Here is a 14,837-nt window from a genome sequence, read left to right as displayed (position 1 = left end):
TTAGCATGCCGGCCCCCAAAATACCGGCAATACCCTCCTTACGAACCAGCTCCACGGAGTTCGTCGATGTCGACCGCAGTAAAACTGAATGTGCCCCCGCAGGGGCAGAAGATCACCATCCAGAACGGCAAGCTCAACGTTCCAGACCAACCCATCATCCCCTTCATCGAGGGCGACGGCACCGGTCCGGACATCTGGCGCGCTTCGGTGCGCGTGATGGACGCAGCCGTGCAAAAGGCTTATGGCGGCAAGCGCAAAATCCATTGGATGGAGGTGTACGCCGGTCAGAAGTCGAACGACATGTTCAACACCTGGCTGCCGGAGGAAACCGTCCAGGCCTGCCGCGACTACCTGGTGTCCATCAAGGGCCCGCTGACCACGCCGATCGGCGGCGGCATCCGCTCGTTGAACGTCGCGCTCCGTCAGATGCTGGATCTCTACGTGTGCCTGCGCCCGGTGCGCTGGTTCAAGGGCGTGCCTTCGCCGGTGCGCACTCCGGACAAGGTCGACATGACCATCTTCCGCGAAAACACCGAAGACATTTACGCGGGCATCGAGTTCGAAGCCGGCTCGCCGGACAACAAGAAGTTCCTGGAAGCCTTCAAGGCCGCGTTCCCGAAGCAGTTCGCGAAGATCCGCTTCCCCGAAACATCGGGCATCGGCATCAAGCCGGTGTCGCAGGAAGGCACCGAGCGCCTGTTCCGCTCGGCCGTGGAGTACGCCATCGTCAACAAGCGCAAGAGCGTGACGATCGTGCACAAGGGCAACATCATGAAGTTCACGGAAGGCGCGTTCCGTAACTGGGCGTATGCGCTGGCGGAGAAAGAGTTCGCCGCTCAGACCTACACCTGGGATCAGTGGGAGCGCACCAAGGCCGCCAAGGGCGAGAAGGCCGCGAACGAAGAACAGGATGCCGCCATCAAGGCCGGCAAGATCATCATCAAGGATGCGATCGCCGACATCACGTTGCAGCAGGTGCTGACGCGTCCGGCGGAGTTCGACGTGATCGCCACCATGAACTTGAACGGCGACTACCTGTCGGATGCGCTGGCCGCGCAGGTCGGCGGCATCGGCATCGCGCCGGGCGGCAACATCAACTATGTGACCGGTCACGCGGTGTTCGAAGCGACTCACGGCACGGCGCCGAAGTACGCCAATCTCGACAAGGTGAACCCGGGCTCGGTGATTCTCTCCGGCGAAATGATGCTGCGTTACATGGGCTGGACCGAAGCGGCCGACGCCATCATCAGCGCCATGGACAAGACGATCGGCCAGAAGACGGTCACTTACGACTTCGCGCGCTTGATGGAAGGCGCCAAGGAAGTGAAGTGCTCCGAATTCGGCGACGCTTTGATCAAGAATCTGTGACGTAGATATAAGCATCCCCTCGCAGGGGAATGCTTAGTGCTCGCTTGAGGGGCGCCCTCTGCCTTGGCAGAGGGCGCTTCCCGCCGGACTTCCCACCATCCCGGCTGTCGCGCCTGCACAGCGGCGCGCTAATATCTCAGACATCTTCATGGACCCATTGAACATGTCAGCATCAGCAGCCACCGTTCTTTCTCGTGACGCATTGGTCGATACGTGCGCAGGCGCGCTGGTCCAATCGTTCGCGGATTACAACGCGGAATTTCGTTCCATCACGCGGCGTGCGCCCCAGAAGTTCGAGGCTCGCGACTGGCACGGCAGCCTGCGCGATGCTGTCGAGCGTATCGAGCTCTACGACAAGTGCGTCGATCGCGCCGTGCACCAGATGCAGGCGCGGCTCGGCGACGACGTGACCGAGCGCGCGCTTTGGAGCAGCATCAAACGTCGCTTCACCGAGCTGATCGACGCCCTGCCCGACCTGGAATTCGACAAGACTTTCTTCAACTCCGTCACGCGTCGCACGTTCGGCACGATCGGCGTCGATCCGGCGGTGGAGTTCGTCGCGCTGGATCTCGATCCGATCGCATCGGTCACCTCCGCGATCGAAACCAACGTTTACGTGAACCGCGGCTCGCTCGAACTGCTGTTCGAAGAAGTGCTCGCCGACTTCCGCTTCCGTACGCCCTACGTCGACTTCGACCGCAGCGTCCGTACCATCAGCAACGAAGTGCGCGCCCAGTGCGAAGTGGATGCCGATGCATCCAAGCCGCCGCTGCAGGTGGAGCAGATCGAAATCATCCGCACCGTGTTCTTTCAGATGACGCGTGCGTACCTGGTCGGCCGCATCTCCGGTCCGGGCTGGCAACTACCCTTCGTGCTGGCTCTGCAAAACACCGAGAGCGGCGTACGCATCGACGCGGTGATGATGGACGAAAGCACCGTCAGCATCCTGTTCAGCTTCACGCGCTCGTACTTCCATGCCGACCTGGCGCACGTCGGCCAGGCCATCGTGTTCCTGAAGAGCATCCTGCCGCGCAAGCCGGTGAGCGAGCTGTACACCGTGCTCGGCCGCGCCAAGCAGGGTAAGACCGAACGCTATCGCGAGCTCTTCAAACATTTGCAGAAGAGCGAAGATCAGTTCGTGCACGCGCCGGGCGACAAAGGCCTGGTGATGATCTGTTTCACGCTGCCGTCGTTCGACGTGGTGTTCAAGATCATTCGGGATCGCTTCGCGTACCCGAAGAACATCCTGCGCGAAGAAGTGCAGAAGAAATACGAAATGGTCTTCAAGCACGATCGCGCCGGCCGCCTGGTCGACGCGCAGGAATTCAAACGCTTGAAGTTCCCCGCGGCCCGCTTCTCGAAGGAGCTGGTTGCCGAGTTGCAGGACGAGGCCGCCAACACGGTGCACTTCGAAGATGGCGACGTGATCATGGATCACGTGTACATCGAGCGCCGCCTGACGCCGCTCAATCTGTACATCCGCAATGCTTCACGGGAAGACGCCGAGAAGGCCGTGCTCGACTACGGCCAGTGCATCCGCGACCTCGCTGTCACGAACATCTTCGCCGGCGATTTGCTGCTGAAGAACTTCGGCGTCACGCGGCACGCTCGCGTGATCTTCTACGACTACGACGAGCTGTGCGCCGTCACCGACTGCCGCTTCCGCGACGTCCCGCAATCGAAGTTCGATGAAGACGACATGCGCGCCGAGGCCTGGTTCCACGTCAACGACAACGACGTGTTCCCGGAGACTTTCATGCAGTTCCTGGGCTTCGACGCACACCTCAAAGAAGTCTTTCTGAAGGTGCACGGCGAAATCATGACCGCCGACTGGTGGCGCGGCATTCAGCATCGCCTGAAAGATGGCGAAGTGCTCGAAGTGCTGCCCTATCACCGCCACCGCGTGCGCGTGTTCAGCAGCATTTGAATCATTTGAGCTCGACGCAGTAGCCGCCGAGCAATTCGGCGTGCTCCTGCGTCGACGTGCGCAGTTTCGAGCCAACGGTCAGCTCGGCCATCGCGCAGGGCGAATACTTGGTCACCGCTCGGATCTGCGAGCCGACGCGCAGCAGTATGTGATCTGTCCAGCCGCGCTCAGACAGCACGATACGGATCTCATTCACCGGCGTGAACTCGTACGCCCGGCTGCGGCCTACCATCAGCTTCACGTCGCGCGCCGGATCGAATAAGGCGTGCACGAATCTGGGCTGGGAGAGCGCTGCCTTCCAACGCTTTTCGGTCTTCAAATAACCGGTCGACTCGACACTCGCGGATTCCGCCAGGGCGATGACCTTGGCCGCCAACTCCTCTTGCCGACCCGGTGTTTCTTGCCGGAAATCGATATCGACCCCCTGCTGGACGACGTGGACTTCGTCGCCCTCGGCAGCGCCCAAAATCAGCATTGCCGCGATGAACGCGCACCCGATGAACAATTTCACGGTTGGACTCCATTCGGACGACGTCGGAACCCTCGCTCGGATATTCCTCCCAGGCCCGAGGTCTGGCAAGCCAACTGCGGCAACCCGATCCGGCAGGTCACAATTCACCGCAATTCGACGCTTTCGTGCATGAGCTATGCAATCGCCCGCGACGGGTTCCGGCGCACTGGATGACCCCGCAGCCGTTGCCTAAGATCGGCCGCTTCGCGCTCTCCTCCAAAGGAATTCACAACATGCATCGATCGCTTCTGTCTCGATCCTCCCTGGCACTGGCCGGAGCCATGGCCCTGCTGAGCTCGGTGTCGAGCACAGCCCAGGCGCCGACCCCCATCAGCAAAGTTGTTTATATCCACGCCGGGACACTGCTCGATCGGCCGGACGCCGCGCCCCGCGGCAACTCCACCCTGATCGTGCGCGATGGAAAGATCGAGGCGATCCGCGATGGCTTCGTTGCACCGGAAGGGGGCGCGAAGCTGGTCGATCTGAGCAAACAGTTCGTGCTGCCGGGCCTGATCGACATGCACGTGCACATCTTCAACGACGATAACAAGATGCGCGCCCGCATCGAGCAGAACAACCGCGACGTGGAAGACAGCTTCGTCATCGGCATCGACAACGCACGACGCACGCTCGAAGCCGGCTTTACGACGCTGCGCGACCTGGGCTCCGACGTCCATAGCGTCACGGCGCTGCGCGACGGCATCAACAACGGCGTGTTGGTCGGCCCGACGCTTTATGTCGCGGGACGCAGCATCTCCATCACCAGCGGCCACGGCGATTCATCCAACAACACCAATCGCGACATCGCCGAGATGGTGCATGAGCACGCCAACAACACCTGCAATGGTGCAGACGATTGTCGCCGCGCCGTCCGTGCGCAAATCTCTCAAGGCGCGGACGTGATCAAATTCGCCGCGACCGGTGGCGTGAACAGCAACATCGCTGGCGGTCTGAACCAGCAAATGTTCGCTGACGAAATGAAGGCCATCGTCGACACCGCGCACATGTTCGGTCGCAAGGTGGCCGCGCACGCCCACGGCAACAATGGCATCAAGGCGGCGCTCGAAGCGGGCGTCGATTCGATCGAGCACGGCACGTACACCGACGCGACCACGAACGCACTGTTCAAGAAGCGCAATGCCTGGTTCGTTCCGACCATGGTGGCTCCGCACGCCGCCCTGGCTCAGGCGCAAGCCGGCGCACGCTCGCAGAACACCTTGCTCAAAGCTCAGGAAGCCGTAGCCAGCCACGCGAAGAACACAGCGGCCGCGATCAAGGACGGCGTGAAGATTGCGTTCGGCACCGACTCGGGCGTCGGCGACCACGCCAAGAACGCGAAGGAGTTCGCGCTGCTGGTACAGGCAGGCATGACGCCCGCCGCCGCAATCCGCTCTGCGACTCTCGATGCCGCCACGCTGCTCGGACAGGAAGCACGCATCGGCTCGCTGGCGCCGGGTAAGGATGCGGACATCATCGCCGTCAGCGCCAGCCCGCTCGACGATGTGACCCGCCTCGAGAGCGTCGACTTCGTGATGCGCCGTGGCGTCGTGCACAAGCTCGACGGCAAGCGCCAGGCGTTCCCGGAACAACTCTCGAGCACCTGATCGAGGCTCGTCGTGGCGCTGACCGCAATGGTCGGCGCCACGCGCCGCCAGTCTCATGGCGAGCGCATTATTCAGGATCAGGAACAAAATAACGCCGCGAAAGTCATCACTTTCGACCGGCGCGCGTCGACCGTGGCCCCAGGGACCACTTCATGGCGCCGCCGGCTATGCTAATTTCGGCATTATTTCCGCTCGGTCGGGAGACTCGCCGTGTCGGCGCGAACCATTCATCTGCCCCGTGACGTGGCCTGGCCGCTGCGGAGCGACTTCAAGACCTCGTTGATCTGCTGGGGCGGGTTCATCGCCCTGTTGTCGTGCTATTGCATGCTGTACGAGGTGCTGATCGCCAATAAGCCGGCGGATCTGGCCAGCTCGTTCCGTCACGTATTCAAGAACTGGGGCGTGTGGCTGGTGACCACACCGCTGCTGTTCGCGGCGCTCCGCAAATATTCGACTAAATGGCACAACCGCGCCGTTGAGCTCGCCGCCCTGGTGGCGGTGGTGGTGTTCATCTCGGCCGCCGTACCGGTCGCCATCGATTTGCTGACAAACGCGCGGGATGCCGCCACCAGCCTGATGATCTTTCTGCCCCGTTATGTGGCAGTCGTCGGCGTCGTCTATCTCGTCTGGCACGTCTTCCTGAGAGAGCGGCGAGCGGTCGCCGAGACCGTCGATGTCGCGCCCGCGCCGGCCATCGAACTGCAACCGCCCGCCCCGGCCGCGCCGGAACCCCAGCCGACCGCGGCCGGGCAAGATGCACTGCTGGTCAGCAAGGGCGCCGACCAATGTTTGATCCTGATCAATCGCATCGAGTGCGTCAGCGCCGCCGGCAACTATGTCGAGATCATCGAGCGCGGCCAGCGCTATCTCATGCGCGCCACGTTGAAGCAGGTCGAGGACCTGCTGCCCGCCACTGATTTCATCCGCATCCATCGCTGCCATCTGGTCCGGCGGGACGAGATCGAGCGCATCAAAACCCAGCCCTCGGGCAACGGCACCGTGCAACTGCGCGGCGGTCAGGCTCTGCCCATGAGCAAAAAGCACAAACAAGCCCTGCAGCGCTACCGCCCGGCGGAATAACACGCCAGGACGTTCGTCCCAGCGGCCAGCCATTCGTCCCTCGGGCGTTGGCAACTCGTCACATCGCGCCCTTCAGTCATCACATTTCGCTCGCGGGCATCGCGCGCCATCGGTTCAATGGACTCACCGCCAAGGAGAGCCCGCCCGTCATGCGCCCGCCGGCCACAGCGCCTCATCTGGACCGTCGTAGTTTTCTGAAAGCGTCGGTGTCGGCCGCCGGCGCGCTGCTGATTTCGATCCCCCTGCCTCCCCGTTCGTCGCTGGCTGCGCGAACGGCGGGGGCTTCACCCTCCTGGTGCGTCTATTTGACGCTGCACCCGGACAACAGCGCCGAGCTGATGTCGCCAGTCATGGAGATGGGGCAGTTCATGCGGACCACCGGCCCGATGATTCTGGCCGACGAAATGGACCTGGACTGGGCGCTGGTGACGGTCACCAGAGACGAACCCGTCCGCATGATCCGGAATGACAAAGGCGAAGTCGGCTACGAATATGGCCAATCCGCCGCGGGCGGCAGCCAGACCGTTCGCAACAACTGGGACTACATGCGCCGAGCAGGCGCGACTGTTCGCCGCATGCTGATGGAAGAAGCGGCGGCCCGATGGCAGGTATCGGCAGACACGCTGACCACCCGAGACAGCTTTGTCATCGACCCGAACCGCGACCGTCGTCTGAGCTATGGCGAGCTCGCCGGCAAGGCCGCCAGCCGCCAGGTGCAACCCGAGCAGGTCAAGCTCAAGCAACGCGCCGACTATCGCATCATGGGCAAGGACGCCGGCGTCGTGGACGTTCGCGACATCGTCATGGGGCGGCCGTTGTTCGCCATCGACGAGGATTATCCCAGCGCGCTGCAGGCGGTGATCGAGCGCGCACCGGCGCTCAACGCAGAGATCGCGGGCTACAACAAGGATGCGGTCCTGGCCATTCCAGGCGTCCGCCACATCATCGAGCTGCCGCGCAAGGTCGAAGACCATTGGCCGGGCGGCGATGCGCAGGTTCTGGCAGCGGGCATTGCCGTGCTCGCGGACAGCATGTGGGCCGCGATGCAAGGTCGCAAAGCGCTGCAAGCTCAATGGAAGAATGCGGCCACCGACGACTCGAACCAGCAGATCCAGGAATTTCATCGCCTGGTCGCGGGCAACGGCGTAGCAGACAAACTCGTCGATGACGGCGACGTGGACGCCGCGTTCGCCACCGCCGACCTGGTGCTCGATCACACGTACGAGAAGCCGCTGTTCGCGCACGCGTGCATGGAGCCGCACAATTGCATTGCCGACGTGCGCCGCGACGGCGCCACTATCATCGTTGGCCATCAGGTTCCGCACACCGTCGCGCGCGAGGTCGAGCTCATTGCAGGCCTCGATGCATTGAAGGTCAAAGTCATTAGCAAGCGCATGGGCGGCGGCTTCGGCCGGCGCGGCGAGCTCGATTTCATCCGCGAAGCAGTGACGTTGAGCCACCGGATCAAAGCCCCGGTCAAAGTCACCTGGACGCGCGAAGATGAGATCCAGCGCGATTTCTTCGATGCCGCCGCGGTCATGCGCGTGCGGGCAGCGGTCAAGGACAAGCGCATCACCGCCTGGCAGCATCGCCAGGCCCAAACCCGCGGCCGACCCGAAGCCAGCGACTATTTTCCGGCGAAGGTCGTATCGAACTATCGTGTCGAGCAGTTCCCTTCCACGTCGAACATTCTCGTTGGCCCGTGGCGCGCGCCCACCATGTTGCAATGGGCTTTCGCCACCGAGTCCATGCTCGACGAACTGGCTCACGCGACTGGCCAGGATCCGCTCGCGTTTCGTTTGCAGTGGCTGCAACCGTATCAGGAATATTCCATCAATAACTGGGCGGCGAAGAGCATTCATTCCGGCCGTATGGCGAAGTGCTACGAAGCAGCCGCGCGGCTTGCGGATTGGAACCGCCCGCGCCCCAAGGGCACGGGGCTGGGCATCGCCGGTCACTTCACCTTCGGCACTTATGCAGCGTGCGTGCTCGAGGTCAGCGTCAGCGACACCGATGAGTTGAAGATCCTGCGCGCCTGGGGTGCGATCGACTGCGGTTTCGCGATCAACCCGAATCACATCCGCTCGCAAATGGAAGGCGGCTTCGTCGACGGACTGAACGCGGCGCTGTTCAACGATGTTCGCGTCAGCGAAGGCCGCGTCGTCAACGATAACTTCAACACCTTGCGCTGGATGCGCCTGCGCGAGGCGCCGATGTCCATCGAAGTCGAAATCATCGACAGCGGTTACGACCCCACCGGTGTCGGCGAGCCGCCACTCGCACCCGCCGGCGCAGCGCTCGCCAATGCCATCTTCGCCGCTTGCGGCAAACGAGTGCGCCGCATGCCCATCGCGGACACGTTCAAAATCTGAGCGAACCCATGCCCATCGAATTCACCCTGAATCGCCAACCGGTCGCCGCGCCCGATGACAAGGCAGACATGCCGCTGTTGTGGTTCCTGCGCGAAGACTTGCGACTCAAAGGCACGAAGTTCGGCTGCGGCATCGGGCAGTGCGGCGCTTGCACCGTGCTCGCCAACGCCAGCACCGTTCGCTCCTGCGTGATGCGCCTTGCCGACGCGAAGGGCCTGTCCATCGTCACAATCGAAGGCCTGGCGCGCGACGAACAACATCTGCACCCAGTGCAGCAGGCATGGATCGAAACCGACGTTGCTCAATGCGGCTACTGCCAAGGCGGCCAGATCCTTTCCGCCGTCGCGCTGCTCGAACGCACGCCCAATCCCAGCGACGCCGATATCGACGCGGCCATGAGCAACATTTGCCGTTGCGGCTCTTATGTGCGAATCAGAAAGGCCGTGAAGGCAGCGGCCCTACGCAGCAAGACGACTCAGCTGTGATTCAGATCTTGATCTTGCCGGTCCAGATGTCCCGATACATCACCCAGTCGCCGCGAAAACTGTAGAGCGGCCGGCTAAAGCTGGCGGGCTTGTTCTTTTCGAAGGCGAAGTGGCCGATCCACGCGAAGCCATAGCCGCACAACAGGCCGACCAGCAGCCAATAGCCGTCGCCGGTGCCTATCAACAGCACCAGGCACCCCAACGCCAGGGTCGAACCGATGAAGTGCAGCAGCCGACAGGTGCGGTTGCTGTGCTCGCTGAGGTAGAAGGGATAAAATTCCTCGAAGGTCTGGAATGACTTCGGGTCGACGGCAGTCGCGGGCTTGGTGTCCATGCGGCTTCCCCCAGCAATCGATTTACCGCATACCTTGCGCCTCTGCGCGTTAAACAGCAATGAGTTACGACGATATCCCCGACGTCCGCGATGGCCTGACCCGCAAGGAACGTATCGTGCTGTACGTGCTCCATGAGACGCAGCAAGAGCGCGGCGACCACAATGTGCCGACCCCGATGCTGTGGGGTCGCGTTTGTGAGTATTTTTATATCAGCCCCGAAGAGCTTTCCAAGATGCTGGCGCGGCTCGGCGCCATGAAGTATCCAGGCCAGCGCTAGCGGCTAGCCCAGGCTCGCATTCGCCTCCGCCGCGATCTGATATGACCGCAGGCGCGCCGTGTGATCGTAGATCATGGACGCGACGATGATTTCGTCCGCACCGGTGACTTCTGCAAACGCCTTCAACTCACGACGCACCGTCTCCGGCGAGCCGATCGCCGAGCAGGTCAATACCTCGTCCAGGATCGACCGATCGTGCGGGTGCAGGTTCTCGTAATAGCCCGGCATCGGCGGCTGTAACTTCTTCGGCGTGCCAGAGCGCAGATTCACAAACGCCTGCTGCATCGAGGTCACGAGCACCTTCGCTTCTTCATCCGTATCCGCACCGAATACGTTGAAGCCCACCATGGCGTAAGGCTTGTCCAGATACTGCGAAGGCTTGAACCGTGCTCGATAGATTTCCAGCGCATGCATCATCTGCGCCGGTGCAAAGTGCGAGGCGAACGCGAACGGCAATCCCAGGGCCGCCGCCACCTGTGCGCCAAACAGGCTGGAGCCGAGAATCCAAAGAGGAACATTCAGTCCCTGCCCCGGCACCGCCTGCACCCGCTGTCCTTCCTGCAACGGCCCGAAGTACGCCATCAGCTCCATCACATCCTGCGGGAACGCATCCGGATCCGAATTGAGCGTGCGGCGTAACGCACGGGCCGTGGCCTGATCCGAGCCTGGCGCGCGCCCCAATCCCAGATCGATACGACCCGGGAACAACGATTCCAACGTTCCGAATTGTTCAGCCACCGTCAGCGGCGAATGATTCGGCAGCATGATGCCGCCCGCTCCGACTCGGATGGTGTTCGTTCCGGCGGCAACGTGACCGATCACGACGGCCGTGGCCGCGCTCGCGATACCGGGCATGCTGTGATGCTCGGCGAGCCAGAACCTTCGATAACCCCAACGTTCCGCGTGTTGGGCAAGGTCGAGCGAATTGCGCAAGGACTGCGCGGCGTCACTGCCCACCGGGATAGGCGACAGGTCGAGGACGGATAGAGTAGCCATGACCGCAGAATACTTGAGCCGCGGCCCGCGGATTCAAGCCATGCAGGAACGACAGAAGTTCACTCGGTGGTCTGACGGCTCGAGCCGCGGCTACTGATGTCCTGAATTTACTTATCAGGTCCGCACTGGACGTTGCCCGACGTGCACGGCTGGCCCGCTGCTCGGGTGTAGCCGTTCAACGACGAAAAAAAGCCCGCCTCCTTCTGGAAGCGGGCTGGTCAGGTCGGGTCGGGACAGCGCGAATTACTGTCTGCGAGTCTCTTCGTTGTGTTTGGCTTCGTGGATGTCGTGGCTCTGCTGTTTCAAGTCCTGATGCAGGTCGATGCGCTCATCCCGAGTCAATGCGCCATCGGCCTTGTACTGCTGTTCGGTCTGACGAATCTCCCGCCGTCCGTCGCGCAGCTCCTGCGCCTCGTCGTGGGTCAACTCACCTGTCTTGACCCCGTCGACGATCCGACCGGTTTGGTTCACCTGCCGCTCATTCACTCCGGGATCGCGGATCGCTGCGGGTGTAGCTACGGGTCGATCCTGTGCGTCGTGCTTTTGTTTGTAGATGTCGCGGCTGGCCTGGTTCTGCTCGTGGTGCAAATCAACGCGCTCGGCACGGGTCAGCTGACCATCGGATTTATACGCCCGCTCCAACTGCCGAATATCACGTTGCCCCTCAGCCAGATTCCGAGTCTCTCGCCGCGTGAGCTCACCAGAACGAACGCCTTGCCGCACGCGCTGATGCTGATTCTGCTGCCCAGCATTGACACCACGATCCCGAACGCCCGCCTCAGCCTGACTCAGGCTGGCGACACTGACGACGCCGGCAACCATCAACACCAAAGTGAAGCGACTCTTAGTGACGTTGAAGACGTGCATACGACCACCCTCGTGTTGTTCCTGAGGCGTACAACGCAGGTCGGCGTTGGTGGTTGACTGGAGGGTTATTGTTAAGAGGCCTGTGTGGTATGCGGCGTGTTGCTATAGGTGACGTTGGTGGCTCCGTCGGGTTGCTGTAAGAGGCGTTGGTGGGCTGCGCCGGGTTGCTATAGGTGACGTTGGTGGCTCCGTCGGGTGGTTGCTCTAAGAGGCGTTGGTGGGCTGCGCCGGGTTGCTCTAAGAGGCGTTGGTGGGCTGCGTCGCCGGGAGCGACCTACCTCCTTCCGGCACCGGGCGCCCGCCGGAGCGCAGTGCGCTCCTCGCGTCACGTCCATGGTGAGCCCTGCTGTTTCGGCCCCGTCCCTGTGCCGAAAAGCTGCCGGAAGGAGGTAGGTCGCTCCCGACGCCGCCGAAACGTTGGAGCGGAGTCAGGCGGGCGACCTTCGGTCGCGCTATCGCGCTCCAACGAGCGCTCACGTTTCTTGCTACCGCGCGAAACTTACGAGTCGTCTTCGCGACGACTCGCGACAGAGCGCTGCCCGATCGAACTGCGGCGAGGTCACTGAGTCGCAACGGAGATCGGTACAACCGAACTGCGGTGACGTCACCGGGCGGCCGCGCCTAGCGCGGCCGCAACTGCGTGTCGACATCCCGCAACCTCAAACTCAAAACCAACGGTTGCACGGTCGGAGCAGAGTCACGCGCGAATGCGCCAGTGACGTTTCGGCGGCGTCGGGAATGTCCTAGGTCTTCCCGGCAGCTTCGGACGAGAGGGACCTCGCCGGAGCAGTGCGCCCAGGGACGGGACCCAAGGAATCCGCGCGATAGCGCCAGTGACGGGGAGCACGGTGCCGGGAAGACCTAGGACGTTCCCGGCGCCGCGAACCATCAACGCCTCCGACAGCAACGCCGAACTAGACACCCTCGGCAGCGACGCAGACCACGCCCGCTCCGGAAGAGCGCTAAGAAGCCGCCAACGCCTGCTGCAAATCCGAGATCAAATCCTCAACGTCTTCAATCCCAATCGACAACCGCATCGTCCGGTCGGAAACCGCAGCCCAGCGCAGCTCAGCTTCATTCAAATCCCGAGGCATCATCAACTGTCCCGGCTGCACGAGCGACTCCGTCGACCCGACGCTGGCAGAAATAGCAAACAACTTCAGCGCATTCGCAAAGGCCGTCGGCGCCACGCCCTTCTCTTTCAACTCGATAGAAACGATCGAGCCACAATCCTGCATCTGCCTCTGTCCCAACTGATATTGCGGATGCGAGCTCAACCCCGGATAGGTAACGCTCGCCACGCTCGGATGCCCTTCGAGGAACCTCGCCACCTCCAACGCATTCGCGCACTGCCGCTCATATCGAAGCGCATAGGTCTTCAACCCGCGCTGAATCAAGTACGCCGTGTGCGGATCCAACGTCGCACCGATCACAATGAAATCAGTCCGCATCTTGTCGATGAGCTCTCGCCGGGCGATCACCGCCCCGCCCATCACATCGCCATGCCCCGACGCATACTTCGTCAAGCTGTGTACGAACACATCGATGTCGAACTGCCCGTGGTTGTGAAAGCCTGCAAACGTGTTATCCAACACCGTCAGCGCGCCATGCCTCTTCGCCGCCGCCGTGATCGCTTCGATGTCCGCGATCTTGAGCACTGGATTGGTCGGCGTCTCGAAAATCACCAACCTCGTCGGCTTGCTCGCCAGCGTCTGCTCGATACCCACCGCATCTTCGATCGACAGCATCGTGTGCGTAACCCCGTACCGCGCTAGCAAACGTCGGATCATGTACCGCGTCGGCTGATACATCTCCGCAAACAGCACGACATGATCGCCCTGCTTGCACAGCGCCAGTAACGCGAGATTCACCGCCGCCACGCCCGACGCAGTCAGCAAACATTCCTCTCGCCCCTGCAACTGCGCCAACGTGAGACTCAACTGCTCCAACGTCGGATTCGACACTCGGGAATACTGATATCCCTCACGCTGCCCCCGCGACTGGCGCTCCGCCTCGGCCACGTCGTCGAAGGTGAACTTTACGGATTGGTAGATCGGCGCGACCAGCGGCCGATTGTCCGCGGGCACGCTGACGCTGGGCGGATGATTCAAGCGAGTGGAAATTTTCATGGCTCGAGCCCGGTCAGGTGAAAGTCGTCCGCATCCAGGTGCGCTGGGAATTTGGCGCGGAATCCGTCGAGCGCCGTCTTGTCGAGCGACACGGTCGTGACGAATTCCTGCTCCGACGCCGGTGTCATCGGCTGACCGAGGTAATCGATCGCCGCGCTGTCGCCGGTGTAGTTGATGCCCGTGCCGTCTTTGCCGACACGATTGACGCCGATGCAGTAGCTCAGATTCTCGATGGCTCGGGCTTTGAGCAGCGTCTGCCAGGGGTAGCGCCGTCGCTCCGGCCAGTTCGCGACGTACAGCAGCGCGTCATAGCCGTCGTCGCCGCCAAGCTTGTTACGGCTCCACACCGGAAAGCGCAGGTCGTAACAAACCAACGGCAGGATCTTCCAACCTTTCAGCTCAACGACGAGCCGGCGGACGCCCGCCGAGTAGTGATCCTGCTCATGCGCCATTCGAAACAGATGGCGCTTGTCGTACGTTTCATGCGTGCCGTCCGGCCGCATCCACACGAGACGGTTGTAATAACGATCCCCGTCCCGAGTTGCGATGCTGCCGGTGATGACCGCTCCGAGTGCAGCCGCGTGCTCTCGCATCCAGGCGACGGTCGGCCCGTTGGCTATCTCGGCCACCGACTCCGCCTCCATGGTGAAGCCTGTCGTGAACATTTCCGGCAGCACGATCAGATCCGTCTGCCCCGCCAGCCCGCCCATATGCTTCTGCAGGCGCACGCGATTGGCCGCCGGGTCGTGCCACGCCAGGTCGGTCTGGATCAATGTGACATTAAGTGTGCTCATGACTGCGAAGATACGGCGCAAATCCCCGCATCGCCAGTGTTCATGGAAAAATCATTGACACCGGCGCGGCCGCGAGTAGGATGCGCGCCCCG

General features: G+C 62.2%; 14 protein-coding genes. 9 read left to right on the top strand and 5 right to left on the bottom strand.

Annotated elements, in window-relative coordinates; genetic code table 11:
• Window positions 1-66: 66 nt before the first annotated feature.
• Complete coding sequence (gene icd / locus EK373_RS14130) at window positions 67-1,368, top strand: NADP-dependent isocitrate dehydrogenase (RefSeq protein ID WP_129643890.1); 1,302 nt, start codon at window positions 67-69, stop codon at window positions 1,366-1,368.
• Window positions 1,369-1,531: 163 nt separating this feature from the next.
• Window positions 1,532-3,295 (top strand): bifunctional isocitrate dehydrogenase kinase/phosphatase, encoded by a 1,764-nt coding sequence (gene aceK, locus EK373_RS14125; protein ID WP_157994367.1) that lies wholly within the window; start codon window positions 1,532-1,534, stop codon window positions 3,293-3,295.
• A gap of 1 nt (window position 3,296) precedes the next feature.
• On the opposite strand, the gene EK373_RS14120 is transcribed toward aceK, so the two are convergent.
• Complete coding sequence (locus tag EK373_RS14120) at window positions 3,297-3,806, bottom strand: hypothetical protein (protein ID WP_129643884.1); 510 nt, start codon at window positions 3,804-3,806, stop codon at window positions 3,297-3,299.
• A gap of 233 nt (window positions 3,807-4,039) precedes the next feature.
• Between EK373_RS14120 and EK373_RS14115 the strand changes: the two genes are divergently transcribed.
• The 5 genes from EK373_RS14115 (at window position 4,040) to EK373_RS14100 (ending at window position 9,347) form a co-directional block, all read left to right on the top strand.
• Window positions 4,040-5,410 (top strand): metal-dependent hydrolase family protein, encoded by a 1,371-nt coding sequence (locus EK373_RS14115; protein WP_129643881.1) that lies wholly within the window; start codon window positions 4,040-4,042, stop codon window positions 5,408-5,410.
• Between the two features lie 12 nt (window positions 5,411-5,422).
• The gene (locus EK373_RS33740) at window positions 5,423-5,584 is read left to right on the top strand and encodes a hypothetical protein (protein WP_157994366.1); all 162 of its coding nucleotides are present in this window, start codon (window positions 5,423-5,425) and stop codon (window positions 5,582-5,584) included.
• A gap of 150 nt (window positions 5,585-5,734) precedes the next feature.
• Window positions 5,735-6,490 (top strand): LytR/AlgR family response regulator transcription factor, encoded by a 756-nt coding sequence (locus tag EK373_RS14110; RefSeq protein ID WP_129643879.1) that lies wholly within the window; start codon window positions 5,735-5,737, stop codon window positions 6,488-6,490.
• Between the two features lie 149 nt (window positions 6,491-6,639).
• Window positions 6,640-8,862 (top strand): xanthine dehydrogenase family protein molybdopterin-binding subunit, encoded by a 2,223-nt coding sequence (locus EK373_RS14105; RefSeq protein WP_129643876.1) that lies wholly within the window; start codon window positions 6,640-6,642, stop codon window positions 8,860-8,862.
• 8 nt (window positions 8,863-8,870) lie between these two features.
• Complete coding sequence (locus EK373_RS14100) at window positions 8,871-9,347, top strand: (2Fe-2S)-binding protein (RefSeq protein ID WP_129643874.1); 477 nt, start codon at window positions 8,871-8,873, stop codon at window positions 9,345-9,347.
• A gap of 1 nt (window position 9,348) precedes the next feature.
• On the opposite strand, the gene EK373_RS14095 is transcribed toward EK373_RS14100, so the two are convergent.
• Window positions 9,349-9,681 (bottom strand): DUF962 domain-containing protein, encoded by a 333-nt coding sequence (locus tag EK373_RS14095; RefSeq protein ID WP_129643871.1) that lies wholly within the window; start codon window positions 9,679-9,681, stop codon window positions 9,349-9,351.
• Between the two features lie 59 nt (window positions 9,682-9,740).
• On the opposite strand from EK373_RS14095, the gene EK373_RS14090 reads away from it, so the two are divergent.
• A complete protein-coding gene (locus EK373_RS14090) occupies window positions 9,741-9,959 on the top strand; it encodes a hypothetical protein (RefSeq protein WP_129643869.1) in 219 nt (72 codons plus the stop codon).
• A gap of 3 nt (window positions 9,960-9,962) precedes the next feature.
• Here EK373_RS14090 and EK373_RS14085 read toward each other — a convergent pair whose 3' ends face one another.
• Entirely contained in the window at window positions 9,963-10,955 is a 993-nt protein-coding gene (locus EK373_RS14085) for an LLM class flavin-dependent oxidoreductase (RefSeq protein WP_129643866.1), read from the bottom strand.
• Between the two features lie 267 nt (window positions 10,956-11,222).
• On the opposite strand from EK373_RS14085, the gene EK373_RS14080 reads away from it, so the two are divergent.
• Window positions 11,223-11,879 carry a hypothetical protein gene (locus EK373_RS14080; protein ID WP_129643863.1) on the top strand — a complete coding sequence of 219 codons (657 nt, stop codon included), beginning with the start codon at window positions 11,223-11,225 and terminating at the stop codon, window positions 11,877-11,879.
• Between the two features lie 905 nt (window positions 11,880-12,784).
• Here EK373_RS14080 and EK373_RS14075 read toward each other — a convergent pair.
• Together EK373_RS14075 and EK373_RS14070 are read right to left on the bottom strand one after the other, a co-directional pair.
• Window positions 12,785-13,951: a trans-sulfuration enzyme family protein gene (locus EK373_RS14075; protein ID WP_129643860.1), complete on the bottom strand. Its 1,167-nt coding sequence runs from the start codon at window positions 13,949-13,951 to the stop codon at window positions 12,785-12,787.
• The gene (locus EK373_RS14070) at window positions 13,948-14,745 is read right to left on the bottom strand and encodes an amidohydrolase (protein ID WP_129643857.1); all 798 of its coding nucleotides are present in this window, start codon (window positions 14,743-14,745) and stop codon (window positions 13,948-13,950) included. The genes EK373_RS14075 and EK373_RS14070 overlap by 4 nt, the downstream gene beginning before the upstream one ends.
• Between the last annotated feature and the right edge of the window lie 92 nt (window positions 14,746-14,837).

The sequence above is a fragment of the Peristeroidobacter agariperforans genome (genome assembly GCF_004138335.1).
In the GTDB taxonomy this organism is placed as follows: domain Bacteria; phylum Pseudomonadota; class Gammaproteobacteria; order Steroidobacterales; family Steroidobacteraceae; genus Steroidobacter; species Steroidobacter agariperforans.
This window is presented reverse-complemented; position numbering and strand designations above follow the sequence as displayed.